The sequence below is a fragment of the Alkalihalobacillus sp. TS-13 genome, assembly GCF_019720915.1.
GTDB lineage: Bacteria > Bacillota > Bacilli > Bacillales > Fictibacillaceae > Pseudalkalibacillus.
Genome location: NZ_JAHKSI010000001.1, coordinates 904,751 through 920,664 on the forward strand (window position 1 = coordinate 904,751; position 15,914 = coordinate 920,664).

The window sequence follows — 15,914 nt, forward strand, 5'->3', positions numbered from 1 at the left end:
AATGTGTCTGAGTCTCTCCGAACTTAACAACATTTTGAGAAAAATCGTGGTTTTGATCCAAAATGTTGTGTTGGAGGTGTCTGACACTTTTTCTTTTAGGACGGCCCCTTTTGCATATGTTGCTTAGGAATCGATCGAGCAAAATTTAAGACACTCCCGCGGAAAGGGAGTATATTTCTACGCCAATACAATGGCGTTTTGAAAAACAACAATTTTTACTAAAAGAACCTTAGGAAAAAACTCATTTCTAAATGATTTTTGACCACATTATGTTCTAAAATGGTCCTTAATTTTTTTTGGATATCCAAAGCAGTCATAGGTCATATTTACATACAACATCTACAAAAATAGGGGTCGCTACAAAAATCACATAATACATACAAAAATTGGATTTTAACTACAAAAATGAAAATTCATCTACAAAAAATGGGAATTATCTACAAAAACAAAAATCGGTTCTACAATGAAAAAAGTGACCGGCAATTCGCAGGCCACAGAACCAAGTCTTTGTTTGTTACAGCCTGTTTGTCAGTCTTCCAGTACCCTGCGTGACTATGCAGGTCGCTTCCGCTTTTCGTCTGCCCGTGAAACTTAATGATGTTTAGGGAAAGAAAGGTTTTCAATCTAGCAGCTTTGCATATATCATTGTATGTATAGTAGGATCCTTGTCCAAAATGGAATAATGGAACTCGCTTGGCACCTGCTCGTCAGATGGGACCAAGTTTTTTCTAGTTTCAATGGATAAGTCAACATTTACTAAGGAGGTACATAATGAAAATATTCGACGCCCATTGTGATGCGTTATTGAAGCTATGGCGAGATCCTCAGTTGACATTTTCTGATTCTGAACATCTCCAAGTCTCTTATCCTGGTTTAAAAGAAGCGGGAGCGAAGATACAATGTTTCGCTGTTTACGTGCCCGAGGACGTTGTCGGAGATGCGAGATTTCAGGCTGCAATTGAAATGATTGACATCTTTTACGAAAAAATCGTAAAGCCATATCCGGATATGAAGCTTATCCAAACGAAAGAAGACATCTCTTTACTTCGTGAAGGTGATATCGGGGTGATGCTCACACTAGAGGGCTGTGGACCGATTGCGAATGATCTTTCGAGGTTGCGGACGTTGCTTCATCTTGGTGTTCGTTCAGTAGGACTTACCTGGAATTTCGCCAATGATCTTGCAGATGGCGTTCGTGAAATAAGACAAGCGGGACTCTCAAACCTAGGGAAAGAAGCTGTTTCTCTTCTTGATGAAGAAAAAGTATGGACAGATGTCTCCCATCTGGCCGAAGCTGGATTTTGGGATGTGATGGAGTTGACAGATTACGTCATTGCTTCACATTCGAACGTCCAGAAGCTATGTAACCATCCGAGGAATCTGAATGATCGGCAAATCAACGCTTTGATCGAAAAAGATGCGGTGATGGGGATAACGTTCGTCCCATATTTTCTGAAAACCCGCTCACCGGTCCGGATCGCTGAAATCCTCAAGCATATCGATCATGTCGCTTCATTAGGCGGTGTGCATAACATCGGTTTTGGGTCCGACTTCGACGGAATCTCTGAAACAGTCATTGGCTTGGATTCCTATTTCGGTTATGAGATGCTGATCAACGAATTGCAAAAGCATTTCTCTGAAGCGCATGTCAGAGGTTTCTGCTTTGATAATTTCTATAAACGGATAAATTTTTAGTAAATTTCCAATTGTCCAATGAATGGAAGAATTTTCGGTAGAATACTTGCATTTTTATAGTGTTAGGTCTATTATTGTAGACGTTATAATTCATTTTTCTTCCCAAATTTTAGAGGTTTTTAACTCGGATGATTTGGTTGAAAAAATACATCTATACGATTGAAATATTGATTGGAACAATAAAAGGGGTGGAGTTTCAAATGGTAGATCAACTTTCATGGAAAGTTGGCGGACAGCAAGGTGAAGGAATCGATAGTACTGGTGAGGTCTTTTCACTTGCACAAAACCGATTAGGTTATTATCTGTATACATACCGTCACTTTTCGTCACGTATCAAAGGAGGTCACACGAACAACAAGATTCGTGTCTCCACGAAAGAGATCGGTGCGGTATCGGATGATTTGGATATCTTGGTGGCATTCGATCAGGAAACGATCGACGTAAACTATCATGAGTTGCATACAGAAGGATTGATCATTGCAGACGCAAAATTCAACCCGACTGCACCTGAAGATTGCAAAGCGAAGTTGTATGCGGTTCCATTTACTGAGATAGCAAATGAATTAGGTACTTCTTTGATGAAAAACATGGTTGCCATTGGTGCGACAAGTGCGATTCTTGGACAGTCTACAGAAGAATACCGTGAAATCGTCCAAGAGGTCTACGGACGTAAAGGTGAAAAAGTAGTAGAGAAGAACATGGAAGCGCTGCGTCAGGGTGCAGATTATTTCAACGAGCAAGCAGGCGGACCTATAGAACGTCTTCAGCTTGAAAAAGCTGACGGTAAAAAGCGTATGTTCATGATCGGTAATGATGCGATTTCCTTAGGTTTCTTGGTTGGTGGCGTACGTTTCATGTCGGCATACCCGATTACACCAGCATCAGAAATCATGGAATATATGATTAAACATCTTCCTAAATATGGTGGAACGGTCATCCAAACGGAAGATGAAATCGCAGCAGCGACGATGGCGATCGGAGCTAACTATGCAGGAGTGCGTACGATCACTGCCTCAGCAGGACCTGGACTTTCGCTTATGATGGAATCAATCGGTCTTTCTGGTATCACAGAAACTCCACTTGTAATCGTAGATACACAACGGGGAGGTCCTTCTACAGGGCTGCCGACAAAGCAGGAACAATCTGATTTGATGGCGATGATCTACGGTACTCATGGTGAGATTCCAAAGGTCGTCATTGCACCGAGTACTGCTGAAGAAGCGTTCTATGATGCTGTAGAAGCATTAAACATCGCAGAAGAATATCAATGTCCTGTAATCGTGTTGTCCGATTTGCAGCTTTCACTTGGTAAGCAAACGGTTCAACCGCTAGACTACAGTAAGACAGAAATTCGCCGTGGCAAGCTTCAGACTGAGGAATTGCCAGAGCTTGAAGCGAAAGAATACTTCAAACGTTTTGAAGTCACTGAAGATGGTGTATCACCTCGTGTAACCCCTGGCATGAAGAATGGAATTCATCATGTAACTGGTGTGGAACATGATCAAACAGGTAAACCATCTGAAGTAGCGGAAAACCGTCAGGCTCAAATGGATAAGCGTAATCGGAAACTTGAGAATCTGAAGTTCCAGAATCCGATTTACAAAAATGCGAAACATGAGGAAGCGGATCTCCTCGTGGTCGGTTTCAACTCTACACGTGGAGCAATTGAGGAGATGATGCCTCGCCTGGAGGAAGATGGAATCAAAGTCAATCATGCGCATGTACGTCTGATTCACCCGTTCCCGACAAAAGAAATGCAGGAAATGGTCGACTCTGCAAAGAAAGTTATCGTCGTTGAAAATAACTCGACCGGTCAACTTGCAAATATCATGAAGATGAATCTGGGGAACCTAGATAAAATCAACAACGTCTTGAAATACAACGGGAACCCATTCCTACCTTCAGAAATCTACACGAAATGCAAGGAGCTGGTATAGATGGCAACATTCAAAGATTTTCGTAACCAAGTAAAACCAAACTGGTGCCCAGGTTGTGGAGATTTCTCGGTACAAGCTGCAATCCAGCGTGCATCAGCTAATATCGGCTTAGAGCCGGATGATCTTGCAGTCGTTTCTGGGATTGGATGTTCCGGACGTATTTCAGGTTACATCAATTCTTATGGATTCCATGGGATTCATGGTCGTTCATTACCGATCGCGCAAGGCGTGAAAATGGCGAATCGGGATTTGACTGTCATCGCATCTGGTGGTGACGGGGATGGCTTTGCAATTGGTATGGGTCATACAATCCATGCCATCCGCCGTAATATCGATGTGACATACATTGTTATGGATAACCAGATCTATGGATTGACAAAAGGGCAAACGTCTCCTCGTTCTGAATTTGGCTTCAAGACGAAGAGTACACCTGAAGGATCTGTTGAATCATCCATTTCAATCATGGAAACTGCTTTGACTGCGGGCGCAACTTTTGTTGCTCAGAGCTTCTCAAGTGATTTGAAGGAATTAACTTCATTAATCGAACAAGGAATGCAGCATAAAGGATTCTCGCTCATCAACGTATTCAGTCCTTGTGTTACTTACAATAAAGTGAATACGTACGATTGGTTCAAAGAAAATCTCGTCAGCTTGACTGATGTCGAGAATTATGATTCTTCAAACCGGATGATTGCGATGCAAACGCTGATGGAGAACAATGGTCTTGTCAAAGGTTTGATCTACCAGGATAAGAATAAGAAATCCTATCAACAACTCGCACATGGTTACAGTGAGACTGCATTATCAAAAGCAGACTTGAGCATTGATGATAAGCAATTCGAGGAATTGATTTCCGAGTTTATGTAACAATTAAAGGCAAAACCTCATCCGAATAGGGTGGGGTTTTTTAAAATTCCGCTTAAGTTTTTTTGAAACTTTTTTTAATCAAATTTGGCGACTCCTTGCGGGAAAAGCGAGTGTAGATGGCTAGACATAACATAACCTTGAAAAGTTTAAAATATATAACTAAATCAGGTATAGTTTCCGAATCAGAATTGCAAAATGAATAAGAGTGTAACTTCCATCTATAAAAACAGTATGTCTCTCTCAGGTGGACACACCTTTACTACTTTTTATTGTCATGATACAATTTCAAAGGGAAATTATTTGTTAAGTTTAAAGGAGTGTTCATCTTGGAAGGAAAAATGAAGGCGATTGTAAAACACCATCGCGGTAAAGGCGCTAAGCTAGAGATGGTCGATATCCCTCAAATTAAAAAAGATGAAGTATTGATTAAAGTAAAGGCAACTTCTATATGTGGAACAGATGTACATATTTATGCATGGGACGAATGGTCAGCAAGCAGAGTGAATCCGCCGTATGTATTCGGGCACGAATTCGCTGGGGAAGTTGTTGAAATTGGTGAAGATGTAACAAATGTGAAAATCGGCGACTCCGTTTCTGCTGAGACCCATATCGTCTGTGGAGAATGCCCGCAATGCCTAACGGGTAATGCGCATATTTGCCGTAATACGAAAATCATCGGTGTCGATATCGATGGCTGTTTTGCGGAATACGTAGCACTTCCAGCCAAAAACCTTTGGGTGAATGATCCTGAACTTCCGATGGCGGTCGGTTCTGTCCAAGAGCCAATGGGAAATGCTGTCCACACAGTTCTTGCTGGTGATGTGGCAGGCAGAACAGTCGCGGTAATCGGTTGCGGTCCAATTGGACTTATGGCGGTGGGAGTAGCAAAAGCAGCTGGAGCATCACAGGTGATTGCATATGATCTGAATGAATACCGCTTAGATCTCGCAAAAGAAATGGGAGCAACAACTACCGTCAATTCAAAAGAACAAAAACCTGTCGAAGTAGCTATGAGCCTGACAGATAGAAACGGCGTAGAGGTCGTGTGTGAAATGTCTGGACATCCTAGAGCGATCGATCAAGGCTTCAAGATGCTTACGAATGGTGGCCGCATGTCGATCTTAAGTCTTCCTGTAAAGCCTGTCGAAGTCGACATAACGAATGATATCGTTTTCAAAGGGATCACTGTCCAAGGTATCACAGGACGGAAGATGTTTGAAACATGGCGCCAGGTTGCAGGTCTATTAGGTTCAGGTCAAGTGGATGTCGAAAAGATGATTACACATGAATTTTCACTAGAAGACTTTGAAAAAGGTTTCGACTTGATGCTTGAGGGCAAATGTGGAAAAGTGGTATTGAAACCATAAGAAATTGAAAAAATGATTCTGCAATCAACTAATGACAGGAGGAATTACCAGTGAAAGGTTTTGAGTATCTCCAAAAAGAACTTGATGAAATGAAATCAGAAGGTGTATTTCGTGAATTGATCCCACTTGAATCCGAACAGGGTTCAAGGGTGGTGATCAAAGGAAAGGAAGTCATCCAGCTTTCCTCAAACAACTACTTAGGTCTGACCGACCACCCTCGTATGAAGCAAGCTGCATTGGATGCAGTTGAAAAGTATGGTGTAGGTACTGGATCTGTACGGACGATTGCGGGCACTTTGGCAATGCATGAGGAATATGAGAAGAAGCTTGCAGAATTCAAACATACAGAAGCTTCTCTTGTATTCCAATCAGGGTTTACTACAAACCAGGGTGTTCTTTCTTCAATTCTTACGAAAGAAGACGTTGTCATATCCGATGAATTGAATCACGCATCAATCATCGATGGAATTCGTTTGACGAAGGCAGATAGAAAGATCTACAAACACGTTGATGTAGAAGATCTTGAACGTGCATTGAAAGAATCCTCTGAATACCGTGTCCGTCTTGTCGTGACAGACGGTGTGTTTTCGATGGACGGAAATATTGCACCGCTTCCTGAAATTGTAGAGCTTTGTGAAAAGTATGATGCGATCCTAATGGTTGATGACGCCCACTCTAGTGGTGTTCTTGGGCGTAATGGACGTGGATCGATCGATCATTTCGACTTGAACGGACGTGTACATATTCAAGTTGGAACGTTAAGTAAAGCGATTGGTGTCCTTGGTGGTTACGTAGCGAGTACACAAGCATTGAGGGATTATCTGATTCATAAAGGACGCCCATTCTTGTTCAGTACATCTCATCCACCTGCAGTAACAGCAGCATGTTCAGCAGCGATCGATGTACTTCTAGAAGAACCTGAGCTTATTGATAAGCTATGGGACAATGCGAAATTCTTCAAGGACGGCTTGCAAAAGCTCGGATTTGATACTGGTAAGAGTGAAACGCCAATCACCCCTGTTGTGGTAGGAGAGGCTGCACTAGCCCACAAGCTATCCGATAAACTGTTCGAATATGGTGTATTTGCTCAAGGTATTGGATTCCCTACCGTTGCAAAAGGAGCCGCCCGTGTACGTACCATCGTGACTGCGCAGCATTCTAAAGATGATCTGCAGGAAGCGCTTGACGCTTTTGAAAAGGCTGGTAAAGAATTGAATATCATTAAATAAGGCTGTTTTCGCATGGAATGTTGTCTTTGAGTTTGGAAATATTCAGTACTTTCCGTTACAACATTCCATTAGCAACAAACTTATAAAATAACCTAAAATAAAAATAAAAGAGGCTGTTCCAAAAGATAAGTGTCAGATACCTTATGGAACAGCCTCTTTATGACTTTTTGAATCAATCCTACCCGCTCTATGTGGTATACGGTATAAGAGGTCGTTTGGATCATGTTGTTTTCCAGTACCGATACACCTGTTCTGGAATTCCGGGCCATTTTTCGTGTTTGGTCTTGCAGGATCAAACTTTCCACGATATTTTTGTCATTCCCTCTTCCAAGTGTATAAACTGAATCGCCGTCTTTGTCCTTACCATGGAATATGATCCTTCCGCTTATTAAAGTATTTTACATTTAGTATTTGTTCTTTCGTTAAATTTCCCGGAGGCAGTTGATCTAAATGATAGGCAGCAGCTAAAGCAGTGGGATGAGTCCCCCCGTAATCATTGTATATGTAGATCATTTTTTCACCTCAAAATCCAGCATATATTTATTCTGGGCATGAGAGAGAAGTTGATTCGTTCTAGAAAGGCTCTGTAGTCATTTCTAGTATGAGTAAAATGTTTGTGGGAGAAACAGGTGCTTTTCCTGATGGTAAGGGTCGATAGAGCTCTGCCGTCAGGAAAAAGGTCGGAAGTTAAACGCTTACAAATGGATTAAAAGATCTTTAGGATAGGCTGAAATGATCTTAAGATGTTGATTTCATAAGAAATTTACGACACTCCTGCGGGAACAGCGAGCCAGGCGAGACCCCGCAGTGAGGGACGAATGAGGAGGCTTGCGGATCGCCCGCGGAAAGGGAGTGAATTTCGAAGAAATCAACCTTATTCTTTTTAAGTGCTCTCACAAGTACTTGACTCAATCTCATCTCTAACTTTTATGGTCAAGTGTTCCACTATTTGTTATAATAAACTAGTTATATATATTAACCTTAACATTCATTATTTCACATACACATTGATTTTGCGGTAAGGAGTGAGACTGTTGAAAAAAGATACCTCCGTAATCGAAACACCGGAACAAAAGACAGAAGAGAAAGATTACTCGAAGTATTTTCAAACGACCTATCAACCCCCTTCGCTGAAGGATGCGAAACGCCGGGGAAAAGAAAAAGTACAGGTTCATAAAGATTTTATAATTGATGATGATTTCAAGGATATAGGTAAAGGGAAAAAATTCATGATCCGTACTTACGGATGTCAGATGAACGAACATGATACCGAAGTGATGGCAGGAATTCTCACGGATATGGGATTTGAATCAACAATGGATACGAAAGAAGCAGATGTCATCCTGCTCAACACATGTGCAATCCGTGAAAATGCAGAAAATAAAGTGTTTGGCGAAATCGGCCATCTGAAGCCGCTGAAGCTTGAAAAACCTGGACTCATACTAGGTGTATGCGGATGTATGTCCCAAGAAGAATCTGTCGTCAATAAAATTTTGCAAAAGCATCAGCATATCGATTTGATTTTCGGAACACACAACATCCACAGATTACCACAATTGATCAAAAACGCTGTTTTCAGTAAAGAAATGGTCATTGAGGTTTGGTCGAAAGAAGGGGACATCGTTGAAAACCTGCCGAGAGTTCGTAAAGGGAATATAAAAGGCTGGGTTAATATCATGTATGGCTGTGACAAGTTCTGCACGTACTGTATCGTCCCTTATACGCGTGGAAAGGAAAGAAGCCGTCGTCCAGAAGACATCATCGAGGAAGTACGCCATCTCGCAAGAAACGGGTATCAGGAAATCACATTGCTTGGGCAGAATGTCAATGCATATGGAAAAGATTTCGATGATATGGATTATGGCCTCGGAGATTTGATGGATGAGATCCGGAAAATCGATATCCCTCGTGTAAGATTCACAACCAGCCACCCACGTGATTTCGACGATCATTTAATTGATGTCCTTGCAAAAGGCGGAAATCTGGTTGAGCATATCCACTTGCCGGTCCAACACGGTAGTTCTGAAGTGTTGAAGTTGATGGCGCGGAAATATTCCCGGGAGCACTACATGGAACTCGTCAAAAAGATCAAGGACAAGATTCCGGATGCAGTCTTTACGACGGATATCATCGTTGGATTCCCGAATGAAACAGATGAACAATTTGAAGAGACGTTATCGCTTGTAAAAGAAGTCGAATACGATATGGCTTTCACATTCATCTATTCACCACGTGATGGTACACCAGCGGCAAAAATGAAAGACAATGTACCAATGGAAGTAAAAAAAGAACGTCTGCAGCGGTTGAATAGTGTCATGAATGAAATCTTTTTGAAGAAGAACAAAGGATTACAAGGAAAAATGGTAGAGGTTCTTGTTGAAGGTGAAAGTAAGAAGGACCCGGATGTACTGGCAGGCTATACGAGAACGAATAAACTGGTACACTTCAAAGGACCAAAATCATTGATCGGTAAACTCGTCAATGTGAAAGTAACAGATCCTAAAACATGGAGTCTCAATGGAGAGCTTGTAGAAACGGCAGGGGTGAAAGCGTAATGGCACAATATACCAGGAAACAAGTGATTGAAAAAGCAGAAGAGCTTGCAAAGATGATTTCAGTTACAGAAGAAGTGGATTTCTTCAAAAAGGCAGAAGAAAAGATCAACGAAAACGATAAGGTCCAGAAGTTGATCGGTAAAATAAAAATGTATCAGCAAGAAGCGGTCAATCTACAGCATTATCAAAAACATGAAGCATTGAAAAAAGTGGAGGATAAGCTTGAAAGTCTTCATGCTGAGGTTGATGCGATTCCGATCGTCATGGAGTTCAAGCAATCACAAACAGATGTAAATGACCTTTTACAGTTGGTCACCTCGACAATTTCGAATACAGTGACGAACGAGATCATCCGTGAAACTGATGGTGATCAATTAAAAGGGATGACAGGTTCAGCAGTTAAACATAATCGATATTAAGCATAGGAAAGCGGTGCGACAAATGCATCGCTTTTTCTTATAGTTGGAATTTCTGCTCCGGGTATAATAAATCATTTGAAAAGATAAGCTAAAAACATCACAGATCAGCTAACGGAGGAATGGTTTTATGGAGAGCAATAGAAAGATCCGCTTAACCTCAGCAGAATTATCCCAACTTTGGACAGCTTATATGAATGACACATTTTCAGTCTGTGTTTTGAAGTATTTCCTGAATCACGTGGAAGATATTGAGATTCGTCCTATTCTGCAATATGCACTTCAAATGGCAGAAACACACGTTGAAAGATTAGAGACGTACTTTAATGGAGAAGGTTACCCGATACCGTATGGATTTAAAGTGGAGGAGGATGTGGATATCAACGCACCACGTCTATACGAAGATTCTTATTATTTGGTGTTCCTCAATCATATGGGGAAGATCGGCTTGAATGCATATAGTATGAGTACTGCACTTTCAGATCGCTCAGATATATACGAGTATTTTTCTAACTGTCTTCAAGAATCGGTCGAGTTAAGAAATCAGACAAGGGAAACATTGTTATCCAAGGGCTTATATATACGTTCCCCTTATATTCCGACACCAGACACATATGAGTTTGTGACAAAGCAAAGCTTTCTTACAGGCTACTTTGGAAACCGTAGACCACTAACCTCTCTTGAAATCGCCAATCTTTACGAAAATATACAAAGGAATGCACTGGGATTAGCGACGATGATGGCTTATAGTCAGGTTGCTCAACAGAAAGATGTCGGTAAATTTTTTGCAAGAGGCAAGGAAATTGCCAAAAAACATGTTGAAATTTTCAGTTCGGTGATGAGAGAGGATGATCTGCCGATACCTATGACGTGGGATACGGATGTTACTGAATCCACTACCTTTACGTTTTCGGACAAATTGATGATGTTCCAGACCACGTCATTGACTGCATTAAGTATCGGTTACTATGGTACGAGTGTATCCACCAGTCCTAGACGTGATCTTGGCGTAATGTATGGAAGGTTGATCGGTGAAGTTGGTAAGTTTTCAGAAGACGGAGCAAATATCATGATTGATAATCGATGGCTGGAACAACCACCTATGGCGAGTAACAGGGAAGAACTTAAGAATCACCGTGATTGAGGTGGTTGATCTGTTCAATTGTAAATTTTATTACAATGGCGATCAAAATATAGATTACAAAGGAATAGAAATGTCTCCATTTCAGCTGTTCGTAAATGTCAAGGTAAACGAAGAATGGTTCAATGATGAATGCTCCTATAGCAGATAATACGATTGCAGCCAGGATGTACCTTCTCCATGAGCCGAAAAATTGATATGTAAGCATATACCCGACCGGCAGGACTGAATAATCCATTGGAATTAAATGGGGAATGATCTGAACTAATTTTGAATTGTAAATCCACCATTGATTATGAATCCCAGTCGTATCCAAAAGTACAACGATTGTAGATAATAGAAGCCCGAAGGTCAATATTTCCATAAGGCGATTTCGATCTACTGTTTTCCACCAAATGATCCATGGTACGATTAAAAGCATTGTAAAAAATAAATATAGTATTATCAAATCCATATACTCAGTCCTCGGCTTGTCAATTTTATCGGAACATTGAAATACATCAGTAATACTGCGATGATGACCAGCGAAACTAAATAAGCAACAAGGGGCTTCAGATAATGGAGTCTCAACATTGGAAACATGACACACACAAACAATAATGAGTAAAGTAGATTCCATTTATTGAAATAAGTGATTTTATTGAATAGATTAGCCAGGAATTCAAAGCCGATATAAATACCGATCCATTTCAAGTTGTATAAGACCTTTTTTGAAAGACCGACAGGATACTCGGTCAAATATAACAAAACAGTTGCAGGGTATATGATGAAGAAGTAAAGAGATTCAGTCACAGCGTAAGGAATCCGGAAGTCCGGAACGATACGCCAAAGAAGATGGCCAGAACAATAGAAGAAATAGAGAAGACTCATACTGGTCATATAAAGCATTGTTGCATGGTATTTCCTCCAATTCCTCCAATCGCCCCATTTCCAGGCTGTATATACTGCTAAAACCGTCAGTGAAAGGTGCATGTTTTTCATTCCTTTTCCATTCTGATAATCAAAAACCGTTACGATGAAATCCCTGTTTCCATAATTTCGACATTGACTTTTACGTCGATTTGCGCAGTTGGATATTTTTCCTTCCATATTTTATGATCGAATTTTCGCTCACGACTTTTCATAACATTCCCCAGTCCTAACGGGTCAATGTTTTTTTCTTGGAATTCTTCTAACATACTTAAGCAATTCTTTTCCAGATTTGAAGCGAATTTCTTTTCCAACTTGGTAATTAATTCAGGGTCTTTAGGAAGTTTGAAGCGGGTGACTTCATTCAAAATTCCATTCAGATTGACTTCGATTTGGAATTTCGGGTTATCAATTCCTTCAATAACATGGTATTTCACTTCCGAACCGATATTTTCGATGATATAATCATATCCTTTATACTCTACTTTACGATTCCCGTATTTGAAGTCCTCCTTCATGATTTTAAAGAGGAAACTATCGCTGAATGGGACTGAGTGGACGTATGTCCCTTTTTTAAAAAAAGCGATCCCATCAAGTTCGACATGCTCCCCGCTTGCATTCAGTAAAGGTGAAAAGCCATCCATCCCCGTCGTGCTGTAGGCATAGGCAAACTCATGAAGATTTGTTGTGGGGAAATTTTCCTTTATATTATTGTCTAAAATACCAGCTAAATACCTGGAAGTCCGTTCGTTCTGTGAGTATTCCTTTTCGATCAGCTCCTTTGTAGATCCCTTTACTACACCTAGATAAACGTCCCTGCCGATGCTTGCATCCCTGATCAGATTATCGAGAAGAAATGATATATCATTTCTTGCAAGTTCCTCATTGTAAAGGTTGACAGTGGTTTTACCATGGATCAGTGGTCTGGAGGATTTTCCCTGCAACTTTCCATGAATCTCTTTTAATGTTTCGCCAGCAGCGCTAAAGTATTTTTCACTGATCGTCGCACCTGTTTCAACTCTGCTGAACTGTGGTATGGATATCGTTCCTTCGATCTGTTCATCATCAATGTAGTCATAACCTTCTACTTGGATGATAGCCACATCTTCAATACTATAAATTTCGCAACTCGTGAGTACAGTTAAGGAAAGGAAAAGAAGTAACGGCTTAATGATTTTATTGGACATGACGTTTCCTCACTTTATTTGCAACTTTTTGAAATAGAAACAATATTGGAATGTAAGTCAATATAAAGAATCCGACCTTACCTGTCCAATCATTCAATAAATCAATGGATTCCCTGTCTTTCAATAAACCGCATGCTATGAATAAAATGAAGAAATAGATGATGAGGATCCAGCGCTGTTTGAAATTCATAACACGTCTTGGAACTCTGCTGGCAGCCCATAAGGCCAAACAGATATTCGGTAAAGTGACATAAACCCACATCGCCAATCCTATATATTCAAATCGCTCTACAAAAGGTAATTCTACGATTTTCCACAACGAAATCGTCGGCCAAATGATTCCCTGGAGCCCTTCTAGACTGTAATAGACGAATGAGACGATTGCTGTCACAAGGTATATAAGAGTGGTGAAAAACACCCCGTGATGTGCCCATTTTTTTGATGCATGCGGCTTTTTGATGAAGGGATAATAGATCAGCAATAGTTCAATTCCAAGAAAACTTAGGGTAACCGTCTTTGTGGAAGCTAACAATTCCGGGATTGAATGATTAACGATCGGAAAGAGATTTTCCATATGCGCGTATTGCAATGGAAAGATGTACAATAATAGAATCGGTAACCCTAAAATGACACTGAACAGACACATACCGGTTACAACACGGAATCCGCCTGCTGCAAAATAATAGGCTAATGAAAGGAAAACGAATGCAAATACCCACACATTCAATCGAGGAAAAACCCAAACTTGAATGACTTCGATGAACGTTCTCACAACAGTTAGACTCAGTAAAAGGAAGTAAAAGCTGAATATGATGCTCAAAAAGCCTCCTAGATACCTACCATAAATATCATTGTGCACAGATACGATATCACCATCACTATCTTCGAGAATTTTGTAAATCATCCATAACAAAATATGCATCACTAATCCGCCTACCAATATCGAGATCCATGCATCGTATCCTGCATCTTTGGCTATATAACGTTGAAAACCAAGTATCCCTACACCGATCTGCATCGCATGGATAAGGAAAAAGACCAGGGTAGGAGATACCATTACATTTTCAGGTATGGATCGTGTTCCAGATTGATTAGCTTTAGTCATCGATATCTCTCTTTTCATTTGACCGATGGACATTGAAACGTGTTGAATCATCCGGGCGTGTTTGTAACGGTCTCTTAGATTGTTTGTTGAATGGCAGACGGATGAAAGCATCCTTCAGATCCCGGAATCGCAGAGGGTATAATGGTGCAAAAAAAGGTCGTCCGATCGATTTTAGTCTGATCAAGTGTCCGATAAAAAAGGCCATAGATATGGATATTCCGATCAATCCCCAGAATTGTGCACCAAGTAAAAAGGGGAATCGGATTAGACGGATGGTATTACCGATTTGGTAAACAGGGGTCGTAAATGATGCAAGTGCTGCAAGTGCTGTGATGATCAGCAGGACATTACTTGTCAGGCCAGCTTCAACTGCTGCTGTTCCAATTACGATACCTCCAACGATACCAATGGTTTGTCCAACCTTGGCAGGAAGCCTTGCTCCTGCTTCTCGAAGTAATTCGATGGTCAATTCCAAAACAACGACTTCAAGTATTGGCGGTAACGGAATATCCGCTCTCGAAGAAATGATGGTTGCCATCATATCCTCTGGTACCATTTCATGATGATGTGTTAACACCGCTACATATAAAGAAGTACTCAGAACGGAAAAAATGACAGCAAATAACCTGATCAACCGAAATGCAGACGCCAGATGCCAGGGTAAAAAATAATCATCCGAGGCAGAAAAAAATTCAACGATAGTCGTCGGACATGTCAAAGCATGCGGAGAACCATCAACGACAATAGCAACTTTACCTTCTACTAATACCTCCGCTACACGATCTGGTCTTTCCGTATCTAAATACTGTGGAAAGGGGGAGTTCGAATTATCAGCAATCATCTGTGCAATGAAAGAACTGTCGATGATCTGATCGTATTCTATCGCATTCAAACGTTGAATGACGGTATTCAGGTTTTCTTCATTTACTATCCCTTCAATCGAAATGACAGCGACCCTGGTTTTCGTGAGTTTCCCGATCACTAACTCATGGACCGTCAATTGCGGTAGTGTAAGACGCTTCCTAAGTAGATTAATATTGGTATCGAGTGACTCGACGAACGCTTCCTTAGGACCAACGACACTGAATTCAACTTCTGGAATACTGACTTTCCTTGTTTCTACGGTAATCGCCGGTATCAATAGTGCCTCTTTATCCGATTCCTCCATCTGAATCATGATATAACCTTGCATCATTCTTTTCCGGATCTCTTCTAATTCATCTGTTATCTTGATGTTATCAACAGGTATTCCATGTTTAATATCTTCTAAATCTTTTAAATGGTGAGACTTGAGAGCTGGTAAAATCGATTGATGAAGGAATTTAGGTTCGATCATCGTTTTTATGTAAGAGATTACACATTTTGTAGGACTCGTAAGATGGTCGGTTGTAAAATCCTTCGAGCGATTGAGGGTTTCGATCAATGCATCAATGGAATCGTTTTTTTGGACTTGTTGGTCTTTTGGAAATTGCTTTTTATTGCGCTTCCATTTCCACATCTCTTATC

14 protein-coding genes and 1 pseudogene are annotated in these 15,914 nt (G+C 40.7%); 8 read left to right on the plus strand and 7 right to left on the minus strand.

Going from position 1 to position 15,914, the window contains the following annotated elements; genetic code table 11:
- Window positions 1-771: 771 nt before the first annotated feature.
- The 5 genes from KOL94_RS04450 to KOL94_RS04470 all read left to right on the plus strand — a co-directional run bounded on the left by KOL94_RS04450 (window position 772) and on the right by KOL94_RS04470 (window position 7,095).
- A complete protein-coding gene (locus KOL94_RS04450) occupies window positions 772-1,695 on the plus strand; it encodes a dipeptidase (protein ID WP_221564481.1) in 924 nt (307 codons plus the stop codon).
- 200 nt (window positions 1,696-1,895) lie between these two features.
- Window positions 1,896-3,632 carry a 2-oxoacid:acceptor oxidoreductase subunit alpha gene (locus KOL94_RS04455; RefSeq protein ID WP_221567580.1) on the plus strand — a complete coding sequence of 579 codons (1,737 nt, stop codon included), beginning with the start codon at window positions 1,896-1,898 and terminating at the stop codon, window positions 3,630-3,632.
- On the plus strand, window positions 3,633-4,499 hold the full coding sequence (locus tag KOL94_RS04460) for a 2-oxoacid:ferredoxin oxidoreductase subunit beta (RefSeq protein WP_221564483.1): 867 nt from the start codon (window positions 3,633-3,635) through the stop codon (window positions 4,497-4,499).
- Window positions 4,500-4,825: 326 nt separating this feature from the next.
- Complete coding sequence (gene tdh, locus KOL94_RS04465; protein WP_221564485.1) at window positions 4,826-5,866, plus strand: L-threonine 3-dehydrogenase; 1,041 nt, start codon at window positions 4,826-4,828, stop codon at window positions 5,864-5,866.
- Between the two features lie 50 nt (window positions 5,867-5,916).
- Entirely contained in the window at window positions 5,917-7,095 is a 1,179-nt protein-coding gene (locus KOL94_RS04470; protein ID WP_221564487.1) for a glycine C-acetyltransferase, read from the plus strand.
- A gap of 92 nt (window positions 7,096-7,187) precedes the next feature.
- Here KOL94_RS04470 and KOL94_RS25130 read toward each other — a convergent pair whose 3' ends face one another.
- Complete coding sequence (locus KOL94_RS25130) at window positions 7,188-7,400, minus strand: hypothetical protein (RefSeq protein ID WP_260412484.1); 213 nt, start codon at window positions 7,398-7,400, stop codon at window positions 7,188-7,190.
- A pseudogene (locus tag KOL94_RS25135) lies at window positions 7,389-7,608 on the minus strand (DUF3189 family protein); the annotation flags it as partial. The pseudogene KOL94_RS25135 and the gene KOL94_RS25130, both read right to left, overlap by 12 nt.
- 521 nt (window positions 7,609-8,129) lie before the next feature.
- Here KOL94_RS25135 and miaB point away from each other — a divergent pair.
- The 3 genes from miaB to KOL94_RS04490 all read left to right on the plus strand — a co-directional run bounded on the left by miaB (window position 8,130) and on the right by KOL94_RS04490 (window position 11,210).
- A complete protein-coding gene (gene miaB, locus KOL94_RS04480) occupies window positions 8,130-9,650 on the plus strand; it encodes a tRNA (N6-isopentenyl adenosine(37)-C2)-methylthiotransferase MiaB (RefSeq protein ID WP_260412195.1) in 1,521 nt (506 codons plus the stop codon).
- Window positions 9,650-10,069 carry a YlbF/YmcA family competence regulator gene (locus tag KOL94_RS04485; RefSeq protein WP_221564491.1) on the plus strand — a complete coding sequence of 140 codons (420 nt, stop codon included), beginning with the start codon at window positions 9,650-9,652 and terminating at the stop codon, window positions 10,067-10,069. Before miaB ends, KOL94_RS04485 begins: the two co-directional genes overlap by 1 nt.
- Window positions 10,070-10,196: 127 nt before the next feature.
- Window positions 10,197-11,210 (plus strand): DUF3231 family protein, encoded by a 1,014-nt coding sequence (locus KOL94_RS04490; protein WP_221564493.1) that lies wholly within the window; start codon window positions 10,197-10,199, stop codon window positions 11,208-11,210.
- Here the strand turns inward: KOL94_RS04490 and KOL94_RS04495 are convergent.
- The 5 genes from KOL94_RS04495 to KOL94_RS04515 are packed head-to-tail and all read right to left on the minus strand — an operon-like array spanning window position 11,191 to window position 15,906.
- On the minus strand, window positions 11,191-11,628 hold the full coding sequence (locus KOL94_RS04495) for a CBO0543 family protein (RefSeq protein WP_221564495.1): 438 nt from the start codon (window positions 11,626-11,628) through the stop codon (window positions 11,191-11,193). The two genes, KOL94_RS04490 and KOL94_RS04495, sit on opposite strands and share 20 nt — an antisense overlap.
- Window positions 11,629-11,651: 23 nt before the next feature.
- Window positions 11,652-12,188, minus strand: coding sequence for a CBO0543 family protein (locus KOL94_RS04500; protein WP_221564497.1), 537 nt, complete (start codon window positions 12,186-12,188; stop codon window positions 11,652-11,654).
- A gap of 29 nt (window positions 12,189-12,217) precedes the next feature.
- Complete coding sequence (locus KOL94_RS04505; protein ID WP_221564499.1) at window positions 12,218-13,303, minus strand: Ger(x)C family spore germination protein; 1,086 nt, start codon at window positions 13,301-13,303, stop codon at window positions 12,218-12,220.
- Complete coding sequence (locus tag KOL94_RS04510) at window positions 13,293-14,408, minus strand: GerAB/ArcD/ProY family transporter (protein WP_221564501.1); 1,116 nt, start codon at window positions 14,406-14,408, stop codon at window positions 13,293-13,295. The genes KOL94_RS04505 and KOL94_RS04510 overlap by 11 nt, the downstream gene beginning before the upstream one ends.
- Window positions 14,401-15,906, minus strand: a complete 1,506-nt coding sequence (locus KOL94_RS04515) for a spore germination protein (RefSeq protein ID WP_221564503.1) — start codon at window positions 15,904-15,906, stop codon at window positions 14,401-14,403. Before KOL94_RS04515 ends, KOL94_RS04510 begins: the two co-directional genes overlap by 8 nt.
- Window positions 15,907-15,914 lie beyond the last annotated feature (8 nt).

Bases quoted from the DNA above. Each gene is read 5' to 3' on its own strand.
- KOL94_RS04515 (WP_221564503.1), bottom strand. From the start codon at position 15,906: ATGTGGAAATGGAAGCGCAATAAAAAGCAATTTCCAAAAGACCAACAA.
- KOL94_RS04450 (WP_221564481.1), top strand. From the start codon at position 772: ATGAAAATATTCGACGCCCATTGTGATGCGTTATTGAAGCTATGGCGA.
- KOL94_RS04495 (WP_221564495.1), bottom strand. From the start codon at position 11,628: ATGCTTTTAATCGTACCATGGATCATTTGGTGGAAAACAGTAGATCGA.
- KOL94_RS04485 (WP_221564491.1), top strand. From the start codon at position 9,650: ATGGCACAATATACCAGGAAACAAGTGATTGAAAAAGCAGAAGAGCTT.
- KOL94_RS04510 (WP_221564501.1), bottom strand. From the start codon at position 14,408: ATGACTAAAGCTAATCAATCTGGAACACGATCCATACCTGAAAATGTA.
- KOL94_RS04505 (WP_221564499.1), bottom strand. From the start codon at position 13,303: ATGTCCAATAAAATCATTAAGCCGTTACTTCTTTTCCTTTCCTTAACT.
- KOL94_RS04460 (WP_221564483.1), top strand. From the start codon at position 3,633: ATGGCAACATTCAAAGATTTTCGTAACCAAGTAAAACCAAACTGGTGC.
- KOL94_RS04490 (WP_221564493.1), top strand. From the start codon at position 10,197: ATGGAGAGCAATAGAAAGATCCGCTTAACCTCAGCAGAATTATCCCAA.
- KOL94_RS04455 (WP_221567580.1), top strand. From the start codon at position 1,896: ATGGTAGATCAACTTTCATGGAAAGTTGGCGGACAGCAAGGTGAAGGA.
- KOL94_RS04500 (WP_221564497.1), bottom strand. From the start codon at position 12,188: ATGAAAAACATGCACCTTTCACTGACGGTTTTAGCAGTATATACAGCC.